This is a genomic window from Thermoclostridium stercorarium subsp. stercorarium DSM 8532, from assembly GCF_000331995.1.
In the GTDB taxonomy this organism is placed as follows: Bacteria; Bacillota; Clostridia; order DSM-8532; family DSM-8532; genus Thermoclostridium; species Thermoclostridium stercorarium.
The window spans coordinates 1,392,492-1,415,368 of the sequence record NC_020134.1 but is presented as its reverse complement, the minus strand read 5'-3'; the positions used below and the strand labels follow the sequence as shown (position 1 = coordinate 1,415,368).

At 40.6% G+C, this 22,877-nt stretch carries 20 protein-coding genes; 4 read left to right on the top strand and 16 right to left on the bottom strand.

Going from position 1 to position 22,877, the window contains the following annotated elements; genetic code table 11:
* Positions 1-16 precede the first annotated feature (16 nt).
* The 4 genes from CST_RS06160 to CST_RS06145 form a co-directional block, all read right to left on the bottom strand.
* The gene (locus CST_RS06160) at positions 17-763 is read right to left on the bottom strand and encodes a GntR family transcriptional regulator (protein ID WP_015358979.1); all 747 of its coding nucleotides are present in this window, start codon (positions 761-763) and stop codon (positions 17-19) included.
* Between the two features lie 195 nt (positions 764-958).
* Positions 959-2,389 (bottom strand): adenylosuccinate lyase, encoded by a 1,431-nt coding sequence (purB, locus tag CST_RS06155; protein ID WP_015358978.1) that lies wholly within the window; start codon positions 2,387-2,389, stop codon positions 959-961.
* Between the two features lie 251 nt (positions 2,390-2,640).
* Positions 2,641-3,972: an aspartate aminotransferase type Ic gene (locus CST_RS06150; RefSeq protein ID WP_045750387.1), complete on the bottom strand. Its 1,332-nt coding sequence runs from the start codon at positions 3,970-3,972 to the stop codon at positions 2,641-2,643.
* 155 nt (positions 3,973-4,127) lie between these two features.
* Positions 4,128-5,312, bottom strand: a complete 1,185-nt coding sequence (locus CST_RS06145; protein WP_237266383.1) for a D-alanyl-D-alanine carboxypeptidase family protein — start codon at positions 5,310-5,312, stop codon at positions 4,128-4,130.
* Between the two features lie 169 nt (positions 5,313-5,481).
* Between CST_RS06145 and CST_RS06140 the strand changes: the two genes are divergently transcribed.
* Positions 5,482-6,228 carry a L,D-transpeptidase family protein gene (locus CST_RS06140; RefSeq protein WP_015358974.1) on the top strand — a complete coding sequence of 249 codons (747 nt, stop codon included), beginning with the start codon at positions 5,482-5,484 and terminating at the stop codon, positions 6,226-6,228.
* Between the two features lie 57 nt (positions 6,229-6,285).
* Here CST_RS06140 and CST_RS06135 read toward each other — a convergent pair whose 3' ends face one another.
* From CST_RS06135 to aroF, 7 genes are all read right to left on the bottom strand, one after another.
* Positions 6,286-6,795 carry a shikimate kinase gene (locus CST_RS06135; protein ID WP_015358973.1) on the bottom strand — a complete coding sequence of 170 codons (510 nt, stop codon included), beginning with the start codon at positions 6,793-6,795 and terminating at the stop codon, positions 6,286-6,288.
* Between the two features lie 101 nt (positions 6,796-6,896).
* Positions 6,897-7,700: a shikimate dehydrogenase gene (aroE, locus tag CST_RS06130; RefSeq protein ID WP_015358972.1), complete on the bottom strand. Its 804-nt coding sequence runs from the start codon at positions 7,698-7,700 to the stop codon at positions 6,897-6,899.
* 75 nt (positions 7,701-7,775) lie between these two features.
* On the bottom strand, positions 7,776-8,921 hold the full coding sequence (locus CST_RS06125; protein ID WP_015358971.1) for a chorismate mutase: 1,146 nt from the start codon (positions 8,919-8,921) through the stop codon (positions 7,776-7,778).
* A gap of 3 nt (positions 8,922-8,924) precedes the next feature.
* On the bottom strand, positions 8,925-10,031 hold the full coding sequence (gene aroC / locus CST_RS06120) for a chorismate synthase (protein ID WP_034842399.1): 1,107 nt from the start codon (positions 10,029-10,031) through the stop codon (positions 8,925-8,927).
* Positions 10,012-11,310, bottom strand: coding sequence for a 3-phosphoshikimate 1-carboxyvinyltransferase (aroA, locus tag CST_RS06115; RefSeq protein ID WP_015358969.1), 1,299 nt, complete (start codon positions 11,308-11,310; stop codon positions 10,012-10,014). The genes aroC and aroA overlap by 20 nt, the downstream gene beginning before the upstream one ends.
* A complete protein-coding gene (gene aroB, locus CST_RS06110) occupies positions 11,291-12,364 on the bottom strand; it encodes a 3-dehydroquinate synthase (protein WP_015358968.1) in 1,074 nt (357 codons plus the stop codon). The genes aroA and aroB overlap by 20 nt, the downstream gene beginning before the upstream one ends.
* A 2-nt stretch (positions 12,365-12,366) precedes the next feature.
* Complete coding sequence (gene aroF / locus CST_RS06105; protein ID WP_015358967.1) at positions 12,367-13,386, bottom strand: 3-deoxy-7-phosphoheptulonate synthase; 1,020 nt, start codon at positions 13,384-13,386, stop codon at positions 12,367-12,369.
* Positions 13,387-14,010: 624 nt separating this feature from the next.
* On the opposite strand from aroF, the gene CST_RS06100 reads away from it, so the two are divergent.
* Complete coding sequence (locus tag CST_RS06100) at positions 14,011-14,583, top strand: hypothetical protein (RefSeq protein ID WP_015358966.1); 573 nt, start codon at positions 14,011-14,013, stop codon at positions 14,581-14,583.
* 29 nt (positions 14,584-14,612) lie between these two features.
* Here CST_RS06100 and CST_RS06095 read toward each other — a convergent pair whose 3' ends face one another.
* Positions 14,613-15,833 (bottom strand): IS256-like element ISCth5 family transposase, encoded by a 1,221-nt coding sequence (locus CST_RS06095; RefSeq protein WP_015358908.1) that lies wholly within the window; start codon positions 15,831-15,833, stop codon positions 14,613-14,615.
* A 253-nt stretch (positions 15,834-16,086) separates the two neighbouring features.
* Here CST_RS06095 and CST_RS06090 point away from each other — a divergent pair, with 253 nt between their 5' ends.
* Together CST_RS06090 and CST_RS06085 are read left to right on the top strand one after the other, a co-directional pair.
* Complete coding sequence (locus tag CST_RS06090; protein ID WP_242823599.1) at positions 16,087-16,368, top strand: hypothetical protein; 282 nt, start codon at positions 16,087-16,089, stop codon at positions 16,366-16,368.
* A 63-nt stretch (positions 16,369-16,431) separates the two neighbouring features.
* Entirely contained in the window at positions 16,432-16,659 is a 228-nt protein-coding gene (locus CST_RS06085; RefSeq protein ID WP_015358964.1) for a hypothetical protein, read from the top strand.
* 180 nt (positions 16,660-16,839) lie between these two features.
* Here CST_RS06085 and CST_RS06080 read toward each other — a convergent pair whose 3' ends face one another.
* From CST_RS06080 to CST_RS06065, 4 genes are all read right to left on the bottom strand, one after another.
* Positions 16,840-18,195, bottom strand: coding sequence for an aspartate kinase (locus CST_RS06080; protein ID WP_015358963.1), 1,356 nt, complete (start codon positions 18,193-18,195; stop codon positions 16,840-16,842).
* A gap of 161 nt (positions 18,196-18,356) precedes the next feature.
* Complete coding sequence (locus CST_RS06075; RefSeq protein ID WP_015358962.1) at positions 18,357-19,553, bottom strand: acetate/propionate family kinase; 1,197 nt, start codon at positions 19,551-19,553, stop codon at positions 18,357-18,359.
* Positions 19,554-19,610: 57 nt separating this feature from the next.
* Positions 19,611-20,603, bottom strand: coding sequence for a phosphate acetyltransferase (gene pta / locus CST_RS06070; protein ID WP_015358961.1), 993 nt, complete (start codon positions 20,601-20,603; stop codon positions 19,611-19,613).
* A 286-nt stretch (positions 20,604-20,889) separates the two neighbouring features.
* Positions 20,890-22,746 carry an AAA family ATPase gene (locus CST_RS06065; protein WP_015358960.1) on the bottom strand — a complete coding sequence of 619 codons (1,857 nt, stop codon included), beginning with the start codon at positions 22,744-22,746 and terminating at the stop codon, positions 20,890-20,892.
* Positions 22,747-22,877 lie beyond the last annotated feature (131 nt).

The window sequence follows — 22,877 nt, the reverse complement described above, 5'->3', positions numbered from 1 at the left end:
ATAAACAGGTTTCAAATTACAGTTTATGGTTTTCAAACATCAATCTGCATTTGTCAGCCCTGTATTTGGCTATAATGTATTCCACCGGCTGCCCGCTTTTTGAATAAAGGATATTATATACCACAATCAACGCCTGTCCTGGCTGTACCTGAAGCTGAGAAGCGTCCATAGCATCAGCATAACTGACTTCTATAGTGCTCTTGGAAGTATACGGGACAAGCGGATATTTACCCCTCAGAATCTCATATGAAGGCTTCTTGTTTCTAATATCCTCTTCCAGGTTGGGAAACAGGTTTTGCGGGATATAAGAAACGTTAATGGAACATATTTCACCGTTATTAATATTCAAATAGGCAATGCATGTAAACTGCAGATTATCGGATTTAAGATTGAATACTTCGGTTAATTTTGCAAACTCCCTGGGCGTAACGGTAGAAATCGAAACAATCTCCTTTTTTTCCGGTTCAGGGCTGTCAAGAACGGAATCTGTAAAACCGGTATAGTTTCTTATATCTATGATACAGGATTTCTGCCTTGCTACGAATGTTCCCTTACCCTTCAGCTTATAAAGGTAACCGTTGCTTGTTAACTCATTTATGGCCTGCCTTACCGTAGGACGGCTAATGTTGTACTGTTCACACAATTCCTGTTCGGACGGGATTTTTGTATCTTCCTTGTATTCACCTGACTCAATCTTTTCAAGAATTATATTTTTCAACTGACAATACAGCGGGATATTGCTGTACCTGTTTATGCCTGCCACTGCATATACCCCCAGTTCTCAAAATGTAGTGACTGTTAATCCGGCAGCAGCTTATGATATTGCCCGGCTTTTAGTAATGTCGTAATTACATGATTACATCATAACTGTTTTAAAGAAAAAAATCAAGGTAAAAGCACTATCGGTACAAAAGCATATTATTCCGCACATGAAAAATCAAGTAAAAAATAATGGAAATCATACATTTAAGCTTACATGAATTTCTTCAACGGGGTTAGCATCCAAAACAGGTTTTACGCAATCCTTCAAAAACTCTTCCACCTGTTCCACGCTTCGGCCTATAAAATTCCTTGGATTCAGCACATCTTTCAGTTCATTGATGTCCAGACCAAAGGCACTGTCCTGAGCTATTCTTTCGATAAGATCGTTATTCAACCCTTCCTTTTTTACTCTGTCCGCTGCCGCCATCGAATGCACGCGAATTCTCTCATGAAGCGACTGCCTGTCCCCGCCTTTTTTCACGGCTTCCATAAGAATATTTTCGGTTGCCATAAACGGAAGCTCTTCCATAACTCTTTTTTCTATCATTTTCGGATAAACTACCATTCCATCAGCTATATTTATGTAAATGTTTAAAATAGCATCCACTGCGAGGAAGGCTTCGGGTATGCTAATCCTTCTGTTCGCAGAATCGTCAAGGGTTCTTTCAAGCCATTGGGTTGAAGCGGTGATTGGAGCGTTCAGCGCATTAACTATAACATACCGCGCAAGCGATGATATTCTTTCACTTCTCATCGGATTTCTCTTATAAGCCATTGCAGACGATCCTATCTGATTTTTTTCAAAAGGTTCCTCGATTTCCTTCAAATGCTGCAGCAGCCTCAAATCATTACTGAATTTATACGCACTTTGGGCTATGGCGCTCAGAACGTTCAGAATTCTTGAATCCTGTTTTCTTGTATATGTCTGGCCGGAAACGGGGATAACCCTCTTAAACCCTACTTTCTCGGCTATAAGTTGTTCAAGTTTTTTAACCTTTTCATGATCCCCGTCAAATAGCTTCAGAAAACTTGCTTGTGTCCCCGTTGTTCCTTTATTGCCAAGAAGATACAGGTGTTCCAGTACAAAATCAAGCTCTTCCAGATCAAACAGCAAATCCTGAATCCACAGGCACGCTCTTTTTCCTACTGTAACAAGCTGGGCAGGCTGAAAATGAGTATAACCGAGGGTTGGAAGATCCCTGTACTTGTATGCGAAATCCGAAAGTTTCCTTATAACATTAAGAACTTTCGTCCTTATAAGTTTCAGGGCTTTTGAATAGATAATTATATCGGCATTGTCGGTAACAAAACATGACGTAGCGCCAAGATGAATAATGCCTTTAGCTTTTGGGCACTGGGCACCGTAGGCATGAACATGCGCCATTACATCGTGCCTTACCTCTTTTTCCATCATTTCGGCATATTCATAATTTATATCATTCTGATGCTCTTTCAATTCCTCAATCTGTTCCTGGGTTATCGGCAGGCCAAGTTCCATTTCAGCTTCCGCAAGAGCAATCCATAGCAGGCGCCATGTTCTGAATCTTGTGTCAGGTGAGAAAAGAGCCTGCATTTCCTTACTTGCATATCTTGTATTCAGTGGGCTTTCATAAGTACTTTTCTGCAAGATACCATCCTCCGAAGTTAAAATTACAAACCTGCAAGAGATGGAAAAACACTAAGCCATCCTTACATTATCTCCATTTTTGCTGTTATTTTAACAATGTTTCATGAAAATAATTATATAATTATTTTGAATAAAAATCCATATCTTAACACCATTTTTTACTGGACAGAAATAAAAAGGCAAGAAACCGGATATTACCGGCTCTTACCTTGGAGTATTTATTTATCGTTTATGTTTTTATTCCTCGGAAATTAATGGCTGGTAGCGGCAAATACGGGACTTTGAGAAGAAATTGAAATGCTGTCTTTGCCGTCTGACAATATCTTATCCAGCACAACCAGCTCAATACAGGTACAAAGAATTTCCATTGCCTGTTCCAGTTCCTCAACCGGCGGGTAAGTCGGAGCAATTCTGATGTTTTTATCGTAAGGATCCTTTCCGTAAGGGAAAGTAGCACCTGCCGGGGTGAGTTTGACCCCTGCCTCCTGTGCTTTGGTCACAATTTCCATTGCGCATCCTTCCGGAACGTCAAGGCTTATAAAGTAACCGCCTTTAGGCTTTGTCCACTGAGCTATGTTAAGCCCGCCCAGATTCTTTTCAAAAATACTGTTCACAAGTTCAAATTTGGGTCTGAGGATTTCGGCGTGTTTTCTCATATGAGCCTTAACCCCGTCAGCATTCCTGAAAAATCTGGCATGGAGCAGATGATTTATTTTATTCGGACCGATTGTCTGAATGGATATTAATTTTCTCAAATGCCGTGCATTATCAACGCTGCAGGCCATTGCCGCAACGCCTGCCCCCGGAAAGGTTATTTTCGATGTGGAAATATAAATAAACACTCTGTCCGGGTTACCGGCCTTTTTGCATTCGTCAAGGATGTTCAGGAGTTTTTGCTCTTCATACAGATGGTGGACAATGTAAGCCACGTCCCAGAATATTTTAAAGTCATTTGCCTTTGTTTTCATAGTGGCAAACCTTCTGACCACTTCGTCTGAATAGGTAACTCCGGTGGGATTACTGTATATGGGCGTACACCAGATTCCCTTGATTGATTCGTCTTCAGCCACAAGTTTCTCTACCATGTCCATATCAGGGCCGTCTTCTTTCATCGGCACTGTTATCATTTCTATACCAAATAGCTCACAAATGGCAAAATGGCGATCATACCCGGGACTCGGGCATAAAAATTTTATTTTTTTAAGGTTTTTCCATGGCTCGCAGTTATACAGACCATGAATAAAAGCTTTTTCAATGGTACCGTACATTAAACTGAGGCTTGAGCTGTCGCCCAGTATTATTTCTTCTTCGCTCACCCCCAGAATCTGTGCGAAAATCCTTTTCATTTCAACAATGCCGTCAACAAGCCCGTAATTTCTGCAATCAACACCGTCTTCGGAAATAAAGTCAAGACTTGCCCCCAGCTTATACATTTCATTTGAGAGATTTAGCTGCTCAACACATGGTTTTCCCCTCGACATATCCAGATTGAAGTTTTTATTCTTATATATTTCATATTTCCGTTCTACTTTCTTTTTACGTTCTACAAGCTGTTCCCACGTAAACCCCTCATACTGTTTCATCATTCCATTCCTCCACATATGTATTCGCACATTATTTTCGGTTTATAATCAATTTTTACAACATCATAATATATTTTTATTATTTTTGCAAGTTCAAAATTATAAAATTTCATTTTTATATTATTCACGGGGATTTAAAGAGGTGAGTTATACAATCATTTGATTAATTTCAGCCATGAAATAACCACATCTATAAAATACTGCAGAATTGTTTTCTGTTTTACCGATTTTCCGGCCCTTATCGGAGATTCGCAGAGAATTTGATCGTCAAGATATACAGAAAGGGTACCAACGACGGCCTTTTCCGTTACCGGAGCATAAATTTGTTCCGGCAGGGATATTTTTGTATACAAATTTTCCATTTCGGCATCCGACAATGGTATTGTTACGGTCTTTTCCACATAAACCGGAACTGTTTTTTCAAAGCCTTTAATTACGGGCAGTGTGCCCAAATATTCGCTTTTTATTACTGTACGGGGGTAGTATAATGAAAAAGCATAATCCAGAATTTTTTTGCTGCTTAAGGCTCTCTGAGCACGGCTGTCACAGTACAGTACCACTGAAATAAATCGTCTTCCGTCCCTTGTTGCCGAAGTAATCAGGCAGCGTCCTGCCTTTCCCGTGTAACCTGTCTTTACGCCGTCTGCGCCAGGATAGCTTGTCAGCATTTCATTCGTATTCTGAAGGTATCTTCCTCCTATTTGTATTGACGTTGTTTTTACAATTTCATTAAACAGCGGTATCCTTAAAGCATACCTTGTAATAAGGGCTAAATCATAGGCCGTGGAATAATGCCCGACCTCATCAAGACCATGCGGGGTGGTAAAATTTGTGTCAAACGCTCCTATTTCTTTTGCCTTTTCATTCATCATTTTGATAAAATTTTCCATGCTTCCGCCTACATGTTCTGCAATTGCAATTGCCGCATCGTTTCCCGAACAGAGCAATAAACCATATAACAGTTCCCTTAATGTCAGTGTCTCACCGGCTTTCAGGTGCATCAGCGAACCATGGATCGATGCCGCGTTTTTGCTGACTGTGACCATATCGTCAAGATTTCCGTTTTCGATAGCCACTATTGCGGTCATTACTTTGGTTGTGCTTGCCATCGGTCTTTTCTGATATGCGTTTTTTTCAAACAATACCCTGCCCGATTCAAAATCCATGACAATTGCCGAACGAGCATTAATGTTCAGGTCTTCAATTTTGTATGTCTCAACCGTCAAATCTTCAAATATCGATGAAGCCGGTGCTTCTTCATTTATGTCATCTGCATATATGACTGTAACAAATAAAGTCATTAGTATTACTGTAACGATGAGTATCTTCTTCAAATTCATCCACCCACTTAACATCTGGACAAAACACGTTTCCAAAAGAAAAACATAAAGCTGTCTATAAAAAATATATATGATATTAAAGAAAGAATAGTACAAACCGGTAAAATTTGCGGATAAGATTATTTATAACGTTTCCGGGACATATAGTTAGTTATTAGAGGTGGGGGACATGAGAATTATCCCTGTCGACTACAGACTGAAGCATAAAATTTTTAACAATCTGCGTTATCTCGGAGTTTTACTTACGGTAATTCTTCTGGTCAAAAACCTGATTATCCAGACCAATTTCGGTATAAACGAAATGATGGCGGTAAATTATTATTATATAGCCGAAGGAAGCCCGTACCGCATTTATATAAATCTGGACGAACAAATAATGTATGTTTTTAAAAACAATGAACTTTATAAAACATATCCGGTATCAGGCGGGAAAAAAAACTCTCCTTCTCCTACGGGGGAATGGATTATAATACATAAAGCCAAATGGGGCGGAAGCTTTGGCGGCGCATGGCTGGGGCTTAATGTGCCATGGGGAAAGTACGGAATTCACGGCACCAATAAACCATGGGCAGTAGGACAGCAAAACGTTTCAGGCGGATGCATCAGAATGAAAAACGAGGACGTAAAAGAGCTTTATGAGTATATACCTCATGGTACCAAAGTGACAATCATCCATGAAAGTCAGCCTTTCAGAGAGCTGAAAGACGGAATGATAGGTTCCGATGTTTACAGAGTACAAACGGCCCTGAAAGCTTTGGGATATTACATGGGCTGGTGTGACGGCAGATACGGAGAAAACACGAAAAAAGCCGTTCTGGCATTCCAAAAGGACTATAATCTCGCCAGGACAGGAATTGTCAATATGAGTACGTGGAAAAAGTTAATGCACCTATACGAGGAAAGCCTGCTTGAGTAAGGTGGTCGGTTTCTGTTTCCCAATGTTTTTTTTGTCCGGCCGTACAGGGGGAATATTCTAACGGTTTTTACCAATGTTCAGCCAGTAATCTATAATTTCTGAAACCGCCTTATCAGGGGTTGCCGAATTGTTTATATGCACGTCGCATGTGGCTGTGTACAGTGGGTATCGCTCATGATATATCTCAATGAGCTTCTCTTTCCCGTTTTTCAATAAAGGCCTGCCCGATGTTTCTATGTCCGAAAGTATATTTTTCAGAGGCCTGTCAAGGAAAAATATAATTCCCTTTTTCTTAAGCGCATACACATTGTCCTGTCTCTTTACAACCCCGCCTCCTGTGGCGATAACCACGCCTTCCATTTCACTTATTTCCAATACGGCTTTATGCTCTATTTCCCTGAAATAATCCTCGCCTTTTTCAAAAAGCTCGTGAATTTTCCCATACTTCCCCTCTATATACCAGTCTGTGTCCACAAAACCCATATTAAGTTTTTCCGCCAGCATCCTGCCGACTGTTGTTTTGCCTGATCCCATAATGCCGGTCAGAACTATATTGCTGTATTTCATACCCAGAAACCCTTCCGATTAATTTTTGTTTAACAAGAAACTGCGGCAAAAAATTTACAGACTATAAACTATCCGCAAAGATGAGTTCCGACGTATTGGTACTATTTTAATCCGGCAACCCTGCTGTATACACTGTCTACAAAATCAATACCGAATTCTTTTCCATTCCATATTTCCTGGGCTTTTACAGCCTGAGCCACAAGCATATACAACCCGTTTACTGTTTTTATACCCAATTTTTGTCCAATTGCTAAAAGCTCGGTTACAGCAGGATTATATATCAAGTCAAACAAAAACTCCGATCCTTCAACATGTTCTGGTTTAAGCGGGGAGGCTGCCGTATTGGGATACATGCCAACAGGGGTTGTATTTATCACTATGTCAAAGGGTGTATACTTTGATAATTCACTATAACCGACAGGTATGATGCTTTCATGCCCGATGCTGACTTTCTCCGGATTTCTGCTGGCAATATATATCTTCGAGGCCTTTTCGTCCATAAGGTATGCCAAAACCGATCTGGAAGCCCCTCCGCTTCCGGCTATAAGAGCGGTTTTTCCGGCCGCGCGGACACCGCTTTTCATAAAAGTATATTTTATACCGAAATAATCGGTATTAAAGCCGGCCAAATAACCCTCAAGGCTTATTGTGTTTACTGCGCCTATTTTTTCGGCTTCTGGCGAAAGTTTTTGCATATACGGAATGACATCGGTTTTATACGGAATGGTTACATTCAGGCCTGAAAATCCCTGCTTGCGGGCATTACAGAAAAAATTCCCAACTTCATCCCTTTTCAGCTCTATAAGCTCGTATTCACCATTAATTCCCGAAAGCTCAAATATAGTTTTGTGTATACGAGGTGAGAAACTGTGCCCCAGCTTTTCCCCAATCAAACCGTACTTCATCCGGCTGACCTCCCGTCCTTTTCCGGCGTCACCTAATATAAATATAAACAATCGGCATAAAAAGGTTTTAACACGTTATCTGCCGGTTTCACAGGCTATGTAGTTTCCAAGCAGCCTTACATTATTGCACTGGCACTTAAGGCTTTCAATCAAATTCTTTATCCTGTCCTCTTCGATGTTTCCTTCAAAGTCAAAAAAGAACATGTATTCCCACGGCCTGCCTATTATAGGCCGTGATTCAATTTTAAGAAGGTTTACGTTTCTTTGCTTAAACAGCCTTAAAACATTGAAAAGTGCCCCCGTTCGGTGTTTAATGTCCATAATAATGCTGATTTTATTACATCTGTCGTTAACCGACATTTCCCTTTCAATAATTATAAAACGGGTGTAATTGTTTTTATTGTAATGAATATCGGGCACCAGTATTTCAAGTCCGTAAATCTGCGCACAGCGTTCAGAACCAATGGCGGCTTTTGATTTGTCTCCGAGTTCCTTTACCAGTTTTGCGCTGTCGGCAGTGCTTTTATAAACAATCTGTTCAAATGGATATTGTTTTAAGAACTGACTGCATTGCTCCATTCCCTGGTGGTGCGAATAAACTGTTTTTATCTCCGACAGTTTCGTACCCGGTATAACCAGAAGATGATGCCTTATTTTCTCAATATGCTCACCTGTTATATATACGTCATTGTCACGGATCAGATCCATGACTTCGGCAATCGTACCTGTGGACGAATTTTCAACCGGTAACACACCGGCGCATATTTCACCGTTAAGAAGCGCGGTTATTACCTCGTCAAATCTTACATATCCACGTCTCGGGCAGTCCGATCCGAAATACTTGATTGCCGCTTCTTCGGAGAAAGAGCCTGCCTGACCGTAAAATCCCACCGGAGTATCCGGAATTATCACCCGGTTGCTTTTTTTAATATCAGTCAGATTAATATGTCCCCTTACTTTCTCAATCTGGTATTGCTTTGATACCGTCATTAAATCCTCAATGAAAAATGTTACATAATCCTTCAGTTCCTTATTCTTAAGCCTTGAAACAGCGTTTTTCACAACTTCGTTTTCCCTTTCCGGGTCAATTATACTCATTCCGTGTCTCTTTTTGTATTCAGCAATCTCCGCCACCGTTTCCATACGTTCTTCAAACAGAGCAACAAGCTTTTCATCAATTGAATTTATCCGTTCCCTTAAATTCTCAATACTATATTCCACAGTTTACCCCACCTGTTCTCCATGCTCCAGAAATAAATCCATAACCACAAGGGCAGCCGCTGCGTCAATTACCGGCACCGCTCTTACCGCAATGCATGGATCATGCCTGCCCTTAAATACATGTTCAGTTTCTTCCATTGTCCGGATATTAACGGTATGCTGAGGTTTGGAAATTGTTGAAGTTGGTTTTATGCATGTTCTGAAAATAACGGGCATGCCGTTTGTAATACCGCCGTTTATCCCCCCGGCATGGTTTGTTTTTGTCCGTGGGATTTTCCTGCCGTTGTCTTCTGAAATATAAAATTCGTCATTTGCTTCACTTCCGCGCATTGAAGCCAGATTAAAACCGCTTCCGAACTCAATGCCTTTAACGGCGGGTATTGAAAAAACAAAAGCCGCCATTCTGCTTTCAACGGAATCGAACATCGGCGAACCAAGCCCTGCCGGAAGGTTTAATATTGCCGTTTCCAAAATCCCGCCGACAGAATCACAGTCCATTCTTGCGCTATTTATTTCTTCCTTCATTTTTTCCGCTGTTTCTGCGGAAAAGACGGGAAATCTCATGTTTCTGAAATTTATCAACTGTTGTGCAGTTATATTAACAGGATCCATAGGTTCGTCCTGAATCTTTCCAATCCTTAATAGATGAGTTCCTATCGTTATCCCTTTCTGTTCCAGGTACTGGTTTGCAACGGCACCGGCAAAAACCACCGGTGCAGTAAGCCTTCCTGAGAAATGCCCTCCGCCGCGGTAGTCGGCAAACCCGTTATACCTAACAAAAGCCGTGTAATCCGCGTGCCCCGGACGCATTATCTCCTTAATATCGTCATAATCCACCGATCTTTTATCGGTGTTCTTTATTATTCCGCACAAAGGCGATCCGGTGGTATACCCGTTAAAAAACCCGCTTACAATTTCAACCCTGTCGGCTTCTTTTCTCTGGGTGGAATATATGTCCTGTCCGGGCCTTCTTCTTGCCATTTCGGTGCTGATTTTATCAAGGTCCAGTTTTATACCCGGCGGCAGTCCGTCAATTACAACGCCTATACAGGAGCCGTGCGATTCCCCGAACACAGATATTTTTATATGTTTACCCCAAATACTGCTCAACAATGTTCCCTCCCAGAATTTTATAATGCTCCCAGAACGAGGGATATGACTTGTTCACTGCGCTGAAACCTTCGATAATGACATTATTTTTACATAAAACGGCCGCTATCGCAACAGACATTACTATACGATGGTCATTCCAGCTGCTTGCATTTCCTCCCGAAAGAATTTTTTTGCCGTTTATAATAATATTGTCGCCTTCTTCTGAAATGTCTGCGCCCAATTTCCCCATTTCGGTAACTATTGCCTTAATCCGGTCGCTTTCTTTAAGCCTTAGCCTTGATCCGTTAAGAATTTCGGTTTTTCCCTCACCGACAGAACCCAAAACGGCTAAAATCGGTGCAAGGTCAGGGCATTGGGAAATGTCCACCGAAATTCCTTTTAAATTGCTTTTTTCAGCCACAAGCCTGTTATTTTCCCAGTATACTTTACCGCCCATGCTTTTTATTATATTTTCAATTACCTTGTCGCCCTGGAGAGAATTTCTGTTTAACCCGCTTACCGAAACAGGCCCGGACATTACTCCAGCCGCAAGCCAGAACGCTGCCTGGGACCAGTCGCCCTCGACATAATAATTTCGTGGCATGTATTTTTGCTTTCCGGGAATAATCAGTTTATTTTCCTCTTTGTCAAAATATACCTCAACCCCGAAAAGTTTTTGCATATAAACGGTCATATCAATATATGCTTCGGACTCAAGTTTTGTTGTAATCTGTATTGTCGAATCGCCCGAAAGCAAAGGAAGCGCAAGCAGCATCCCTGATATGAACTGAGAGCTGACATCACCTCTCACTGAATAATTTCCGGGCTTCAGTTTTCCCTTCAGCGTCATGGGCAGTTTACCGTCAGTAACTTCAAAACTTATATCGCTGGCGTCAAATAGAGGAAAAAAAACGCTGAAAGGCCTTGAAACCAGTTTCCCCTTTCCGTCGATTGTGACGGTATCTTCAGTAAGCCTTGAAACAGGCATTATGAATCGCGCAGTGGTTCCAGATTCGCCACAATTTATTTTGCCGTTTTTTACCGTAACCGTTCCGTTTCCATATACGACAAGCTTTTTACGATTTGGTACGGAACTTTCAAGAAAGTCTATCCTTCCACCTAATGACATTACAGCATGACATGTTGACATTATATCTTCTGATAATTCCACGTTGTCAATTTCGCTTTTTCCGTCGGCGAGAAAAGCACAGATTATAGCCCGGTGAGCCATGCTTTTCGACGGAGGGATGTTAACTTCCCCGGCAAGTTTTGACGGTTTAATTTCCAAGCATTTCATATACAATCCCCCCGATTTTTTCCTTACTGAAGGCTTCTATTCTCACTTTGCCGATATCCTCAATCAAAACGAGGTTTATAAGATTCGTCCTTGCCTTTTTGTCCTTAATAACGGCATTATAAACATCCTCTGCGCTTAGATCAGGGAAATTCACCGGAAGACAGAACTTTGCAAGAAGATTCTTAATTCTTTCAACAATCCCGGTTTGACAGAACCCTAATTTACATGACATTTCTGATATAAATACCATACCCATTGCGACGGCTTCACCGTGGGTGTATGTTTTATAATAAAAACATTTTTCTATTGCGTGGCCGAAAGTATGCCCGAAATTTAAAATCATCCTGAGGCCTTTTTCTTTTTCGTCCTGTTCCACAACATCCTTTTTGACCACACAGCAGCGGAATATGATTTCTTCTATGTTTTGCATAATCTCTTTTCTGTTATTCATCGTTTCAAGCATGGAAAAGAGTTCACTGTCACGGATACAGCCGTACTTAACAACCTCAGCCATGCCGTCGGAGAAATGACGGTCGGGAAGTGAACAAAGAAGACTTGGATCAATCAGTACCACGTCGGGCTGATAGAAACTCCCCACAAGGTTTTTCCCTGCAGGCAGATTTACGGCAACCTTTCCGCCAATGCTTGAATCCACCATTGCCAGCAGGGAAGTGGGTACCTGTACCAGATTTACTCCGCGCAGATAGGTGGAAGCCGCAAAACCGGCCAAATCACCGGTTACACCCCCACCAACGGCAATTATATAATCGTTTCTTGTGATATTTGCGTCACTCAGAAAATTATAAAGCTTTATCAGTTCTTCATGGCTTTTGCTGCTCTCGCCTGCGGGGAAAACGTAAAGTTCTGCCTCAATGCCCATACTCCGCAGCTTTTCCATCAGTTTTTCCCCGTACAGCGGCGCCACATTGCTGTCGGCTACTATTACGCTTTTTCTGTCTTTTAACGCAATATATGAACTTTCTTCGTCAAATACGCCATTCCCGATCTTCAGCGAATATTTTTTCGTCTGGGTGTTTACCTGAATCTCCCGCATTTTCAGCCCTCCAGCTTTTTGCCTTCAATTTCGAGAAGTTTTCTAAGTTTTTCCATCAATCTGGAAAACTCGTTGGGAGTAATTGACTGCTGACCGTCACACAGTGCTTTTTTCGGATTGTTATGGACTTCAATAATCAGCCCGTCTGCTCCGGCAACAGCAGCGGCCTTCGACATCGCCTCAACCATCCACGCCTTTCCGGTACCATGGCTCGGGTCTACTATCACCGGAAGATGACTCAGCTTTTTGACTGCCACCACGGCGCTTAAATCAAGAGTGTTCCGCGTATATGTCTCAAAAGTTCTAATACCCCTCTCGCAAAGAATAACGTTCGGGTTCCCTTCGTTCAGAATGTATTCAGCAGACATCAGCCATTCTTCAATCGTTGCCGCAAGCCCGCGTTTGAGAAGTATTGGTTTCCTCGTTTTACCAAGCTCTTTAAGCAAAACGAAATTCTGCATGTTTCTTGCGCCCACTTGAATTATGTCTACATCTTCAACAAACTTTTCCACCATATCTGGAGACATAATTTCCGATACAATCGGAAGACCGGTCTTTTCCCTGGCATGTTTCAGGTATTCAAGACCTTCCAGCCCAAGCCCCTGGAAGGAATAAGGCGATGTTCTGGGTTTATATGCCCCTCCGCGGAGAAATGTTGCTCCGTTTTTTTTCACCTCCTCGGCGATGGTCAGTATCTGCTCCTCGCTTTCCACAGAACACGGTCCGGTTATTACGCAGAAATATCCTTCCCCTATTTTCCGTCCGTTAACCTCGACAACCGTGCTTTCAGGTTTGAACATCCTGTTTGCCTTTTTGAAAGGCTCCTGTACCCTCAATACATTCGCAACAATTTCGTTGGACAAAATTCTGTCCTGATTTATATGGGAAGTGTCCCCAATCAGGCCGAGAACGGTTGTTTCGGTTCCTTCGCTGACCTGAACCTTAACACCCATCGACTCGAGCTCGGCTATAAGCGTGTTTCTTTTCTCAACAGGCGTATTTGGTTTCAATACTACCACCATATTACCCCTCCTTTTAATTTTTGATCCGTATAAAAAATAAGAGGTTCACAATCGGAGCCTCTGTTATATCTTTCCTGTATTGGATTGTACTCAGCGATTGTGTTTTATATTTTTTTACAATATTAACTTAACCGGGCTTCCGTACCAAAAGTAAAAAGCCTGGCTAAAGTAAAAGTAAAAAAATATAAAAGCAACAATCACACTGAGCATGCTAACCATATCTGTTTTTGTCCTCCATTGGGTTTTAAATATTATATGCATAATAATGGTAATCTGTCAATATCTATTTTTTAAGCTAACACATTTTATGTTAACATAACTGTATATTTTGTCCAAATATATGAGTATATATTTAACTTCTAAACTTTTAAAAATATCATATTTCTTTCATTTTAATCCAAAGAAAAGGCATTATAACGGCATCGTTAACCTGAGGAATTTACGCTTGCCTTTCTTCCCCATACGGTTTCATGCCTGTTAAAGAGTACTTTTAACGGCTTTTTAATCTAACCGAATGGCACCGTCGGAAATTATTACCTTACCAAGCAATAAATTTGAAAGCTGATATTTTATAATTTATAATTATGGTAAGCGATTGTATTTTATTTACAAGGAGGCATATATGTGGAAGCAAAAACAAATTTTAATAAAGTCAAACAAATTCTTTTTCAGGCGCTTTTTTACCTGTTTCCTGTCTTTGCTTCAGTAAAGCCCCTCTTTGTAAAAAGACAAAGAAAATTTATTTTTGAATACTGGATTTTCTACATAATAGGTTTCGTCCTTCTGGTATACACCCATGTAAATTATTTTAATGCGAAGGATAAGGATAAGTTTGTTTGGAAGATGTATTTTGTGCAGACATATTTTTTTATAATGTATATTTCCTCTGAAATTGATAAGTTCAGGATATGGCAGGGTGATGGCGGAATTCTGAACCTGAACGCCACAATTTCCACATGTATATTTTTTCTCGTTGCTGCATATGTAATATATGTTTTTATATTTTCTAACTTACATATTTCAATTTTGCAAATTTCGTTAGGAAATGCAAAAATATCCTTGTTGAAGGAAAAATATAATGAAGAAATCAACAATCAGGTAAAGAATGTTAAATATTTACTGGAAAAATTCAACATAGAAAACAAAATGCTGTCCAAAATGAGTGAATATTGGATAGTGTCTTGTCAAGTGGTGTAAAATGATTTCTACTTTATCATTTTTTCACCTCATTTATGTAATAAAGCTACTGGCGTCAATGTAAATTCATTTATCGATGTAATCTTTGACATTGATTCCAAACTGAAATAACGCCGCCCTACTTTCCATTCATCATTTTGTTCCATGAGCATTGCTCCTACCAATCGGATTACCGCCTCACGATTTGGAAATATGCAAACAACATCCGTTCGACGGCGAATTTCACGGTTAAGTCTCTCCAGCGGATTGGTAGAGTGTATCTGTGCCCAATGCTCACGAGGAAAAGCCATATATGCCAGGATTTCTTCTTCTGCTTCTTCAAGAATTTTCATTGCTTTTGGAAAACGATTTTTAAGCTCATCTACTACATGCCTTAACTGTTCCCTCGCAGATTCCTGATCATTCTGGGCAAATATTGTCCGTATTATCGATGATACCATCCCCTGATAATGCTTTGGTACCTGGCTTAATACATTTCTCATAAAATGTACACGGCATCTTTGCCATGCACTTCCCGTTAAAATCTTCTTTATTGCAGCCTTCAGCCCTTCATGTGCATCACTGATTACAAGCCTTACACCTTTTAGACCCCTTGCTACCAGCCTTCTTAAAAACTCCTCCCAAAAAGCCCCGTCTTCACTCATCCCTACATCAAAACCTAATATTTCCCGTTCACCTTGTTGATTAACTCCTACTGCTATAACTAGTGCCATACTGCATACCCTGCCTCCTTCCCGAACCTTGGGGAAAGTGGCATCAAGCCAAAGGTAAGGATATTCTCCTTCCAGTCTACGGTTTTTAAATTCTTCTACAAATTCATCCAGTTGCTTACTGATTCTTGATACTTCGCTTTTATCAATCCCTTTCATTCCAAGAGCTTCTACAAGTTCATCCACCTTCCTGGTACTTACTCCATGAACATAGGCTTCCTGAACTACATTCAATAATGCTTTCTCTGACATTTTCCTCGGTTCTAAAAGACTTGGAAAATAACTTCCGTGACGTAACTTGGGAATGCTTAACTGTAATGTTCCTACTCGAGTATCCCATTCTCTTAGGCGATATCCATTGCGATAGTTGTTTCTACTATCATTTCTTTCATACTTTTCAGCACCTATTATTGATGTAACTTCCGCATCCATTAGGGCATTAATGAGTAATGTTAATGCTTCTTTTAAAAAATCTTTATCTTTTTCAACAACATACTTGCTAAGTTGTTCTAAAAGTGCCATTCTATTATTAGTAGCCACGGTATGACCTCCTCTACTTTATTTGTTTTTGTTTTGTTTCCCTAATAAAGTAGAAATCATATCGTGGTTACTTTTGTCAATTAGCTTCCACGAAATTTACACCACTACTTAAGACTATAACGAATATTGTGTAAAGGTAAAAGACAAATTAATCAGAGACGGATTTATTTTAAAAGATATAGAGTACCAAATTTTGTTAACGGAATACTTTTCTAACCTTAACGAAAAAGTTAAAGTTTTTGTTTTACCGAATTTGGACAATAATATATTAAAGGAATTCAAATTAAAAAGCAGAGAAATAGACATTATAAAATATCAGTTAAATCACTGGGAATTATACAGCACACAAATAGATAAAAACTATTACCTTTTTATACCGTTTTGCTACAAGCTGGAACTTATTAACGACGGAAAACCGGTATATATTTTACTGGAATCACATAACCCCATTATCGTAGGGGCTGAAAAAAATATTATATGTAATTTACTGACAAAATTTACTGATGACTTACTGGATGTGTTGCAAAATAACTGAACAGATTGATATAATGTATTAAGAAATAAAATAAGTTTTCATAATGTGGTGTGGGTGAGAGTAGTGAAATATAAATTAAATAAAAAACTTCCGTATGTATATAAATTTGAAGAATCTAAAAAGCTTAAGGAATGTAAAGACAAGTTAACACTTGAGGATCTGAAAAAAATTGCCAGCAGAAAGGATTTACCGTTAAGGCCGGTGGAAGTCCATGTGCCCGAAAGTGTAAAAAAATATGACAGAATTCACATTTCAATTGAGCGCGCAAAAAAACTTTTAAATTTAATATAAAATCCGCATTGCCTTTTGTTTCGTTTTGAACAATGCAGTTGTTTTTTGCAAAAGGCATACTGCGCGCTGAAAATGAAAACACCGTCTATGGTGTGGCAGAGTTCGGCGGGTTAATACTTATGACGGTATAATGCCTGTATCTCTACATCTGTAGATACAAAAAGGATTGACGTTAAAAAGTCAATCCTTTTCGAAAAATTCATTATAAAGCGCTATTATTGCCTTATCGAGGTCTTTTTCTTCAATTCCGAACATAATACTTACTTCAGAGGAACCCTGGTTAATCATCTGAATGTTTATTCCGCTTTTTGCGAGCGCAGTGGTTGCCCTGCTTGCCACGCCCACACGCCGGAGCATTCCTTCGCCTACTATCATTACAAGGGCAAGATTATAACCTATGCTGACACTGTCTACCGCCAAATCATGGGCAATACGTTCCATAATTCGTGATTTCTTGTCTTCGTCCAGATATTGTTTCTTAATAATAATCGAAATATCGTCAATACCTGACGGAATGTGTTCAAAAGGAACCGCTTCCTCTTCAAGAATCCACATCACTTTTCTTCCAAAACCGATTTCCCGGTTCATCATATATTTATGAATATTTATAGTCACAAATCCACCCGCCCCGGCAATACCCACAACGGGATAGTCTTTGACCTCCCTCGTGGTTACTATCATTGTGCCGGGAGCCTCAGGTTTGTTGGTATTTCTTATATTTACCGGAATTCCTTTCTTGACAAGCGGAGCAAGTGTTTCTTCATGCAGCACCGAGAAACCCGCATACGAAAGCTCGCGCATTTCGCGGTATGTCAGTATCGGAATGGGCTTTGGATTTTCTACTATTTTCGGGTTTGCAGCAAAAACCGAATCCACATCGGTAAAATTCTCATACACGTCAGCCTCAACGGCAACTGCAAGGATTGCTCCCGTTATATCCGAACCTCCTCTTGGGAACGTAACCACTTCGCCTGAAAGAGAATATCCGAAAAATCCGGGGAAAATCAGAATTCCCTCCATGTCCTTAAGCTTAGCCAAATTCTTGTACGACTGGGGTAAAACTCTGGCGTTGCCGTATTCATCGCTTAAATACAGGCCTGCATCCTTTGGATTTATGTACTGGGCATAAACCCCACGGCTGTTAAAGTACTTCGCTACCAGCCGTGCACAATTGTCTTCGCCTGCGGCTTTAATTCTGTCAATAAATTTTTCCTTGCTGTCATACCCTAAAGATATCCTTGTTCTTAAGTTGTTTTCAATATCCTTTATTATTTCAACACCTAAGTTCAGCCCTTCCGCTATTTTGGCAAACCTGTTCACAACAGCGCGCAATTCTTCTTCGCAATTGCCGGTATTAATGTATTTTTCTGCCATTTTTATGAGCATATCGGTGACTTTCGTGTCCGCATCATTCTCTTTTCCCGGAGCGGAAACAACTACCACCCGGCGTTCCGGATCCGACGTGACAATGTCGAAAACCTTTTTCACCTGCTCGGCCGACGCAAGCGATGTCCCTCCAAATTTACAAACCTTCATCGGAAACCTCCATCATCATTTATATATATAAAATATTCCTGACGTGATAAAGCCGTGCCTTAAAACGCCAGTGAAAGATCCTTTTTATAAAAATTAAAGGTGAAGAGCTTTATCTCTTCACCTTATAAAATTACATGTTAATTATGTCAATGTCAATAATTTTAATTACTGCTTACTAATCTCATCGTTTCTCTTGCAATGGCAAGTTCTTCATTGGTAGGAATTACAAATGTTTTCACTTTTGCATGAGGGGTACTTATATCTCTTTCCTCTCCTTTTTGCATGTTCTTTTCGTCATCAATTTCAATTCCAAGGAACTCAAGACCGGACACTATTCTTTTTCTCATACCGGGATTGTTTTCACCAATTCCGGCGGTGAAAACAAGAACGTCTATCCCGCCCATAGCGGCAGCATATGCGCCGATATATTTCTTAACCTGGTATGCGAAAATTTCAAGAGCAAGTTCCGCTTTTTCGTCGCCTTTTTCAGCGGCTTCATCCAGATCCCTGAAATCGCTGCTTATGCCTGAAATTCCAAGTACACCCGATTTCTTGTTTAATAGTTCGTTAAGCATTGTAGAATCGTATTTATCCCTTTCGATAAGTGAAATAAGAATTGCGGGATCTATATCGCCGCTGCGTGTTCCCATAGGAACGCCTGCAAGCGGTGTATACCCCATGCTGGTATCCACCGATTTACCGTTTTTGACGGCGCAAATACTGGACCCGTTTCCAAGGTGGCATGTTACAATCTTTAATTCTTCGATAGGCCTGTTGAGCAACGCCGCGGCCCTTTCAGCCACATACTTATGCGATGTGCCGTGAAAACCATAACGGCGGATTCCGTTTTTCTCATACAACGAATAAGGCAAAGCATACATATATGCCTTTTTGGGCATGGTCTGGTGGAAAGCGGTATCAAACACGGCCACCATCGGAGTATTAGGCATCAGTTTCATGCACGCTTTTATACCGATCATGTTCGGACCATTATGCAGCGGTGCAAGTTCAATGCATTCCTCAATTGTTTTCAGAACTTCGTCGTCGATTATAACCGACCTGTAGAATTTCTCTCCGCCGTGAACAACACGGTGTCCGACCGACGTAATTTCATCCATGCTCTTAATCACGCCGTGTTCCTTATCGGTCAAGGCATTAAGTACTTCTCTGATGGCATCGTTATGATCCTTTAATTCCACTTCTTTTCTGAATTCATTGCCATTGTATATATGCCTAATGAAAGAATTCGGAATTCCAATTCTGTCACATACTCCTTTTGCCAGCACCTGTTCTTTTTCCATATCAAATAACTGATATTTCAACGAAGAACTCCCTGAGTTTATAACCAATATTTTCATTGATTTAACCCCCAAAATTCCTTTTTAACTCAACTCTTGTGCGATTTTCGGTTTAATTTATCCCTGCGCCTGAACGCATGTAATGGCTACGACACCAACAATATCTTCTGCAGAACATCCTCTCGAAAGATCGTTAACGGGTTTTGCAAGACCCTGCGTAATCGGTCCGTAGGCTTCTGCCTTTGCCAGTCTCTGTGTCAGCTTATATGCTATATTACCGCTGTTAAGGTCAGGGAAAATCAATGTATTGGCTCTTCCCTGAAGCGGGCTTCCCGGTGCCTTAGTTTTTGCAATTGCAGGAATTATAGCCGCATCTACCTGCAATTCACCGTCCAGCAACAACTCCGGTGCCTTTTCCTTTGCAAGGCGCGTTGCTTCAACCACCTTTTCGGTCAGTTCACTTTTGGCACTTCCGTAACTGGAATATGACAGCATTGCCACTCTTGGCTCTGCCTGAACAAGCTGTCTGAAGGATTTTGCTGATGATATGGCAATTTCGGACAACTGATCGGCATCAGGATTTTCAACCAGACCACTGTCTGCATACAGGAAAGTTCCGTTCTCACCATACTCACAATTGGGAACAACCATAATAAAGAAAGCCGATACCAGTTTTGTTCCGGGAGCTGTTTTTATAATCTGAAGAGCCGGCCTCAAAGTGTCGGCGGTTGAATGAGCCGCTCCCGCAACCATACCGTCGGCATCGCCTTTCTTTACCATCATTGCTCCCCAGTACAACTCATCTTTCATTATTTCCCTTGCTTTTTCAAGAGTCATTCCTTTGTGTTTTCTCAATTCGTAAAAAGTATTTACATAATCATCAAATTTTTCAGATGTTGCAGGATTTACAATAGTAGCACCGGATATATCCAGATCCCCGGCCAATTCCATTATTTTGTCACGATCACCGACAAGAATAATATTTGCAATTCCCTGTTCAAGAATCATTGCTGTAGCCTTAAGTGTACGAATATCAGTGCTTTCCGGCAGAACAATCGTCTTTTTGTCGGCCTTTGCGCGCGCTGATATTCTCGCTAAGAAATCACTCATCTTTGCATCCTTCCCTTTCCCTCTGAACCGGTAAACTTAGTTAAGTTTTTAACGGTCCATGTTGCATTTTGGTATTTTTATTTTTTAACCCCCGATTACATCGGCAGGTTTATAATCTGTCTTGATTTTATTATTTACATAAACCCAAAAATAAAAACGGGCTTTTATTGCTTTTTCAATAAGCCAAACTGAGCCATTTTAAAGCCATTACAATTATAACGCAAATGTTTTTTGTATACAAGTAAAAATTAAAAATGTGACAATAATATACTAAAAATAATGATTATTACATAAGCAGCAGAGCATTTGACACATCTTCCGCGGTTATTGTGGACAAATCTTCCTTTTTCATGCTGTCAATCTTCTGACCTATCCGATTTGACTGCTCAATAACAATTTTTTCGAACAGATTTCTTACATACCTTCCGTTTCCGAAGTGTTCAGGCTTTATATCCGTTAGTGCCTCAAAATGTTTCTTCAGCTGCTTTTCGGCTTCTTCGTCCAAAACATACTGCTGTTTTCTGGCAAAACTTAAGAATATCTCAAAAAGTTCCTCTGCGTTGTAGTCTTCAAATTCGAACACCCAACTGAAACGGTCCTTTAGCCCCGGATTTGAATTTATAAAGGTCTTCATCCTGTCGGTATATCCTGCGGCTATGACCACCAGTCTGTCCCTGCAGTCATCCATACGTTTGAGTATTGTGTCTATGGCGTGACGTCCGAAATCATTCGGCCCGCCCACAAGGGCATAAGCCTCGTCAATAAACAGAATGCCGTCCATTGCCTGATCCAGGACTTTATTAGTCTTTTCCTCGGTCTGCCCTACATACCCTGCCACTAGCCCGCTTCTGTCCACTTCAATAACATGGCCTTTCTTTAATATTCCAAGGCTTTGATAAATTCTTCCCAGGATCCTCGCTATAGAGGTTTTGCCTGTACCGGGTGATCCGCAGAAAATGGCGTGATAGGACATAGGTTTAACCGGCAGCCCCAGTTCTTCCCTTTTCTGATTTGTCCTGATTAAATTCACCAATGTTTTTATGTGTCCCTTAATGTTTTTTAAACCAACAAATTCATCAAGCTCTTGCAATATAGATTCAAGTTTGTCCGACGTTACAGTTATCTCCTTTACCCGGAGCGCCTTTTCGATATCTTCCATCGTAATGGTTTTAAGCATTTCGACGGTAACGTCTTTTTCTTCGGCGAGCCTGTCGGACTGAGCCTTTATTAATTTTTCCAGTGTATTGCGGACCGCACGCCCGTTGCCGAAATGTTCGTCCCGCGTTTCGTACAGGTAGTTAAAATACTGTTCCATTTTACGGAGACATTCTCCGTCCATCGTATATTGATTTTTTTCGAGAAGCATTTCGAAAATCTGTAAAAGCTCGGGACCCGTATAATCCTTAAAATAAAATTTTCTGGATACCCTGGACGAAAGACCGGGATTGGATTTCAGAAACGCTTCCATTCTGTCGGTATAACCTGCAAGAAAAACCGCAAGGCGATCCCGTTCTTTTTCCATACGGTCAACAAGAATGTTTATCGCTTCCTTTCCGAAATCATTTTCCCCTCCTTCGGCAAGCGAATAGGCTTCGTCAATGAAAAGAATACCGTCAATGGCTTTGTCTATCACTTTATTTGTTTTGACCGCAGTACCTCCTACATACTCCGCAACCAAATCCGCACGTGTAACTTCAACAATATGCCCTTTTTTAAGAACCCCCAGTGCTTTAAAATATTCTCCCATAAGCCTTGCAACCGTTGTTTTTCCGGTACCCGGATTGCCCAAGAAAGCGGTGTGCAGGGAAATGCTGCTTCCGCTTAAACCATGTTCCCTTCTTAATTTCTGCACTTTTACAAAATCCATCAGCGCTTCAATGTCTTCCTTTACATTTGTAAGACCTACAAGTTTTTCTATTTCTGCCCGGATTTCCTCGGGTTTGAATGGGGTTGTTTCGTTGTTTTCGCTTTTTTCAAACCCTTCTTTTCTGTAGAAGTCATCTATTATCGACTTAAGCTCCTGCTCAGGCGAATTTCCCGAAACGGAATTACTGTCCGTAGCATTGTTTTCGGAAATTCGGGAAGGTTTTCTATGGTAAAGGTCATAGTATACGCTGCTTAAGAATCGGTTTTTATTGTCCATAAACTCACACCCCGTTTACTTTCAGGAAGGTACTCATAACTTCTTTCTTTGATATAATGTCTGTTTAAACTGTTCACGGCATTTCACAAACTTCGTATCTTTAATTAACCGGGCCAAAGCTATAAAATCTT

What these genes read in the sequence shown, in the direction of transcription:
- CST_RS06150 (WP_045750387.1), bottom strand. Translation starts at nt 3,972, where the DNA reads ATGAAACAGTATGAGGGGTTTACGTGGGAACAGCTTGTAGAACGTAAA.
- CST_RS06145 (WP_237266383.1), bottom strand. Translation starts at nt 5,312, where the DNA reads ATGAATTTGAAGAAGATACTCATCGTTACAGTAATACTAATGACTTTA.
- CST_RS06140 (WP_015358974.1), top strand. Translation starts at nt 5,482, where the DNA reads ATGAGAATTATCCCTGTCGACTACAGACTGAAGCATAAAATTTTTAAC.
- CST_RS06135 (WP_015358973.1), bottom strand. Translation starts at nt 6,795, where the DNA reads ATGAAATACAGCAATATAGTTCTGACCGGCATTATGGGATCAGGCAAA.
- aroE (WP_015358972.1), bottom strand. Translation starts at nt 7,700, where the DNA reads ATGAAGTACGGTTTGATTGGGGAAAAGCTGGGGCACAGTTTCTCACCT.
- aroA (WP_015358969.1), bottom strand. Translation starts at nt 11,310, where the DNA reads ATGAAATGCTTGGAAATTAAACCGTCAAAACTTGCCGGGGAAGTTAAC.
- aroB (WP_015358968.1), bottom strand. Translation starts at nt 12,364, where the DNA reads ATGCGGGAGATTCAGGTAAACACCCAGACGAAAAAATATTCGCTGAAG.
- aroF (WP_015358967.1), bottom strand. Translation starts at nt 13,386, where the DNA reads ATGGTGGTAGTATTGAAACCAAATACGCCTGTTGAGAAAAGAAACACG.
- CST_RS06080 (WP_015358963.1), bottom strand. Translation starts at nt 18,195, where the DNA reads ATGAAGGTTTGTAAATTTGGAGGGACATCGCTTGCGTCGGCCGAGCAG.
- CST_RS06075 (WP_015358962.1), bottom strand. Translation starts at nt 19,553, where the DNA reads ATGAAAATATTGGTTATAAACTCAGGGAGTTCTTCGTTGAAATATCAG.
- pta (WP_015358961.1), bottom strand. Translation starts at nt 20,603, where the DNA reads ATGAGTGATTTCTTAGCGAGAATATCAGCGCGCGCAAAGGCCGACAAA.
- CST_RS06065 (WP_015358960.1), bottom strand. Translation starts at nt 22,746, where the DNA reads ATGGACAATAAAAACCGATTCTTAAGCAGCGTATACTATGACCTTTAC.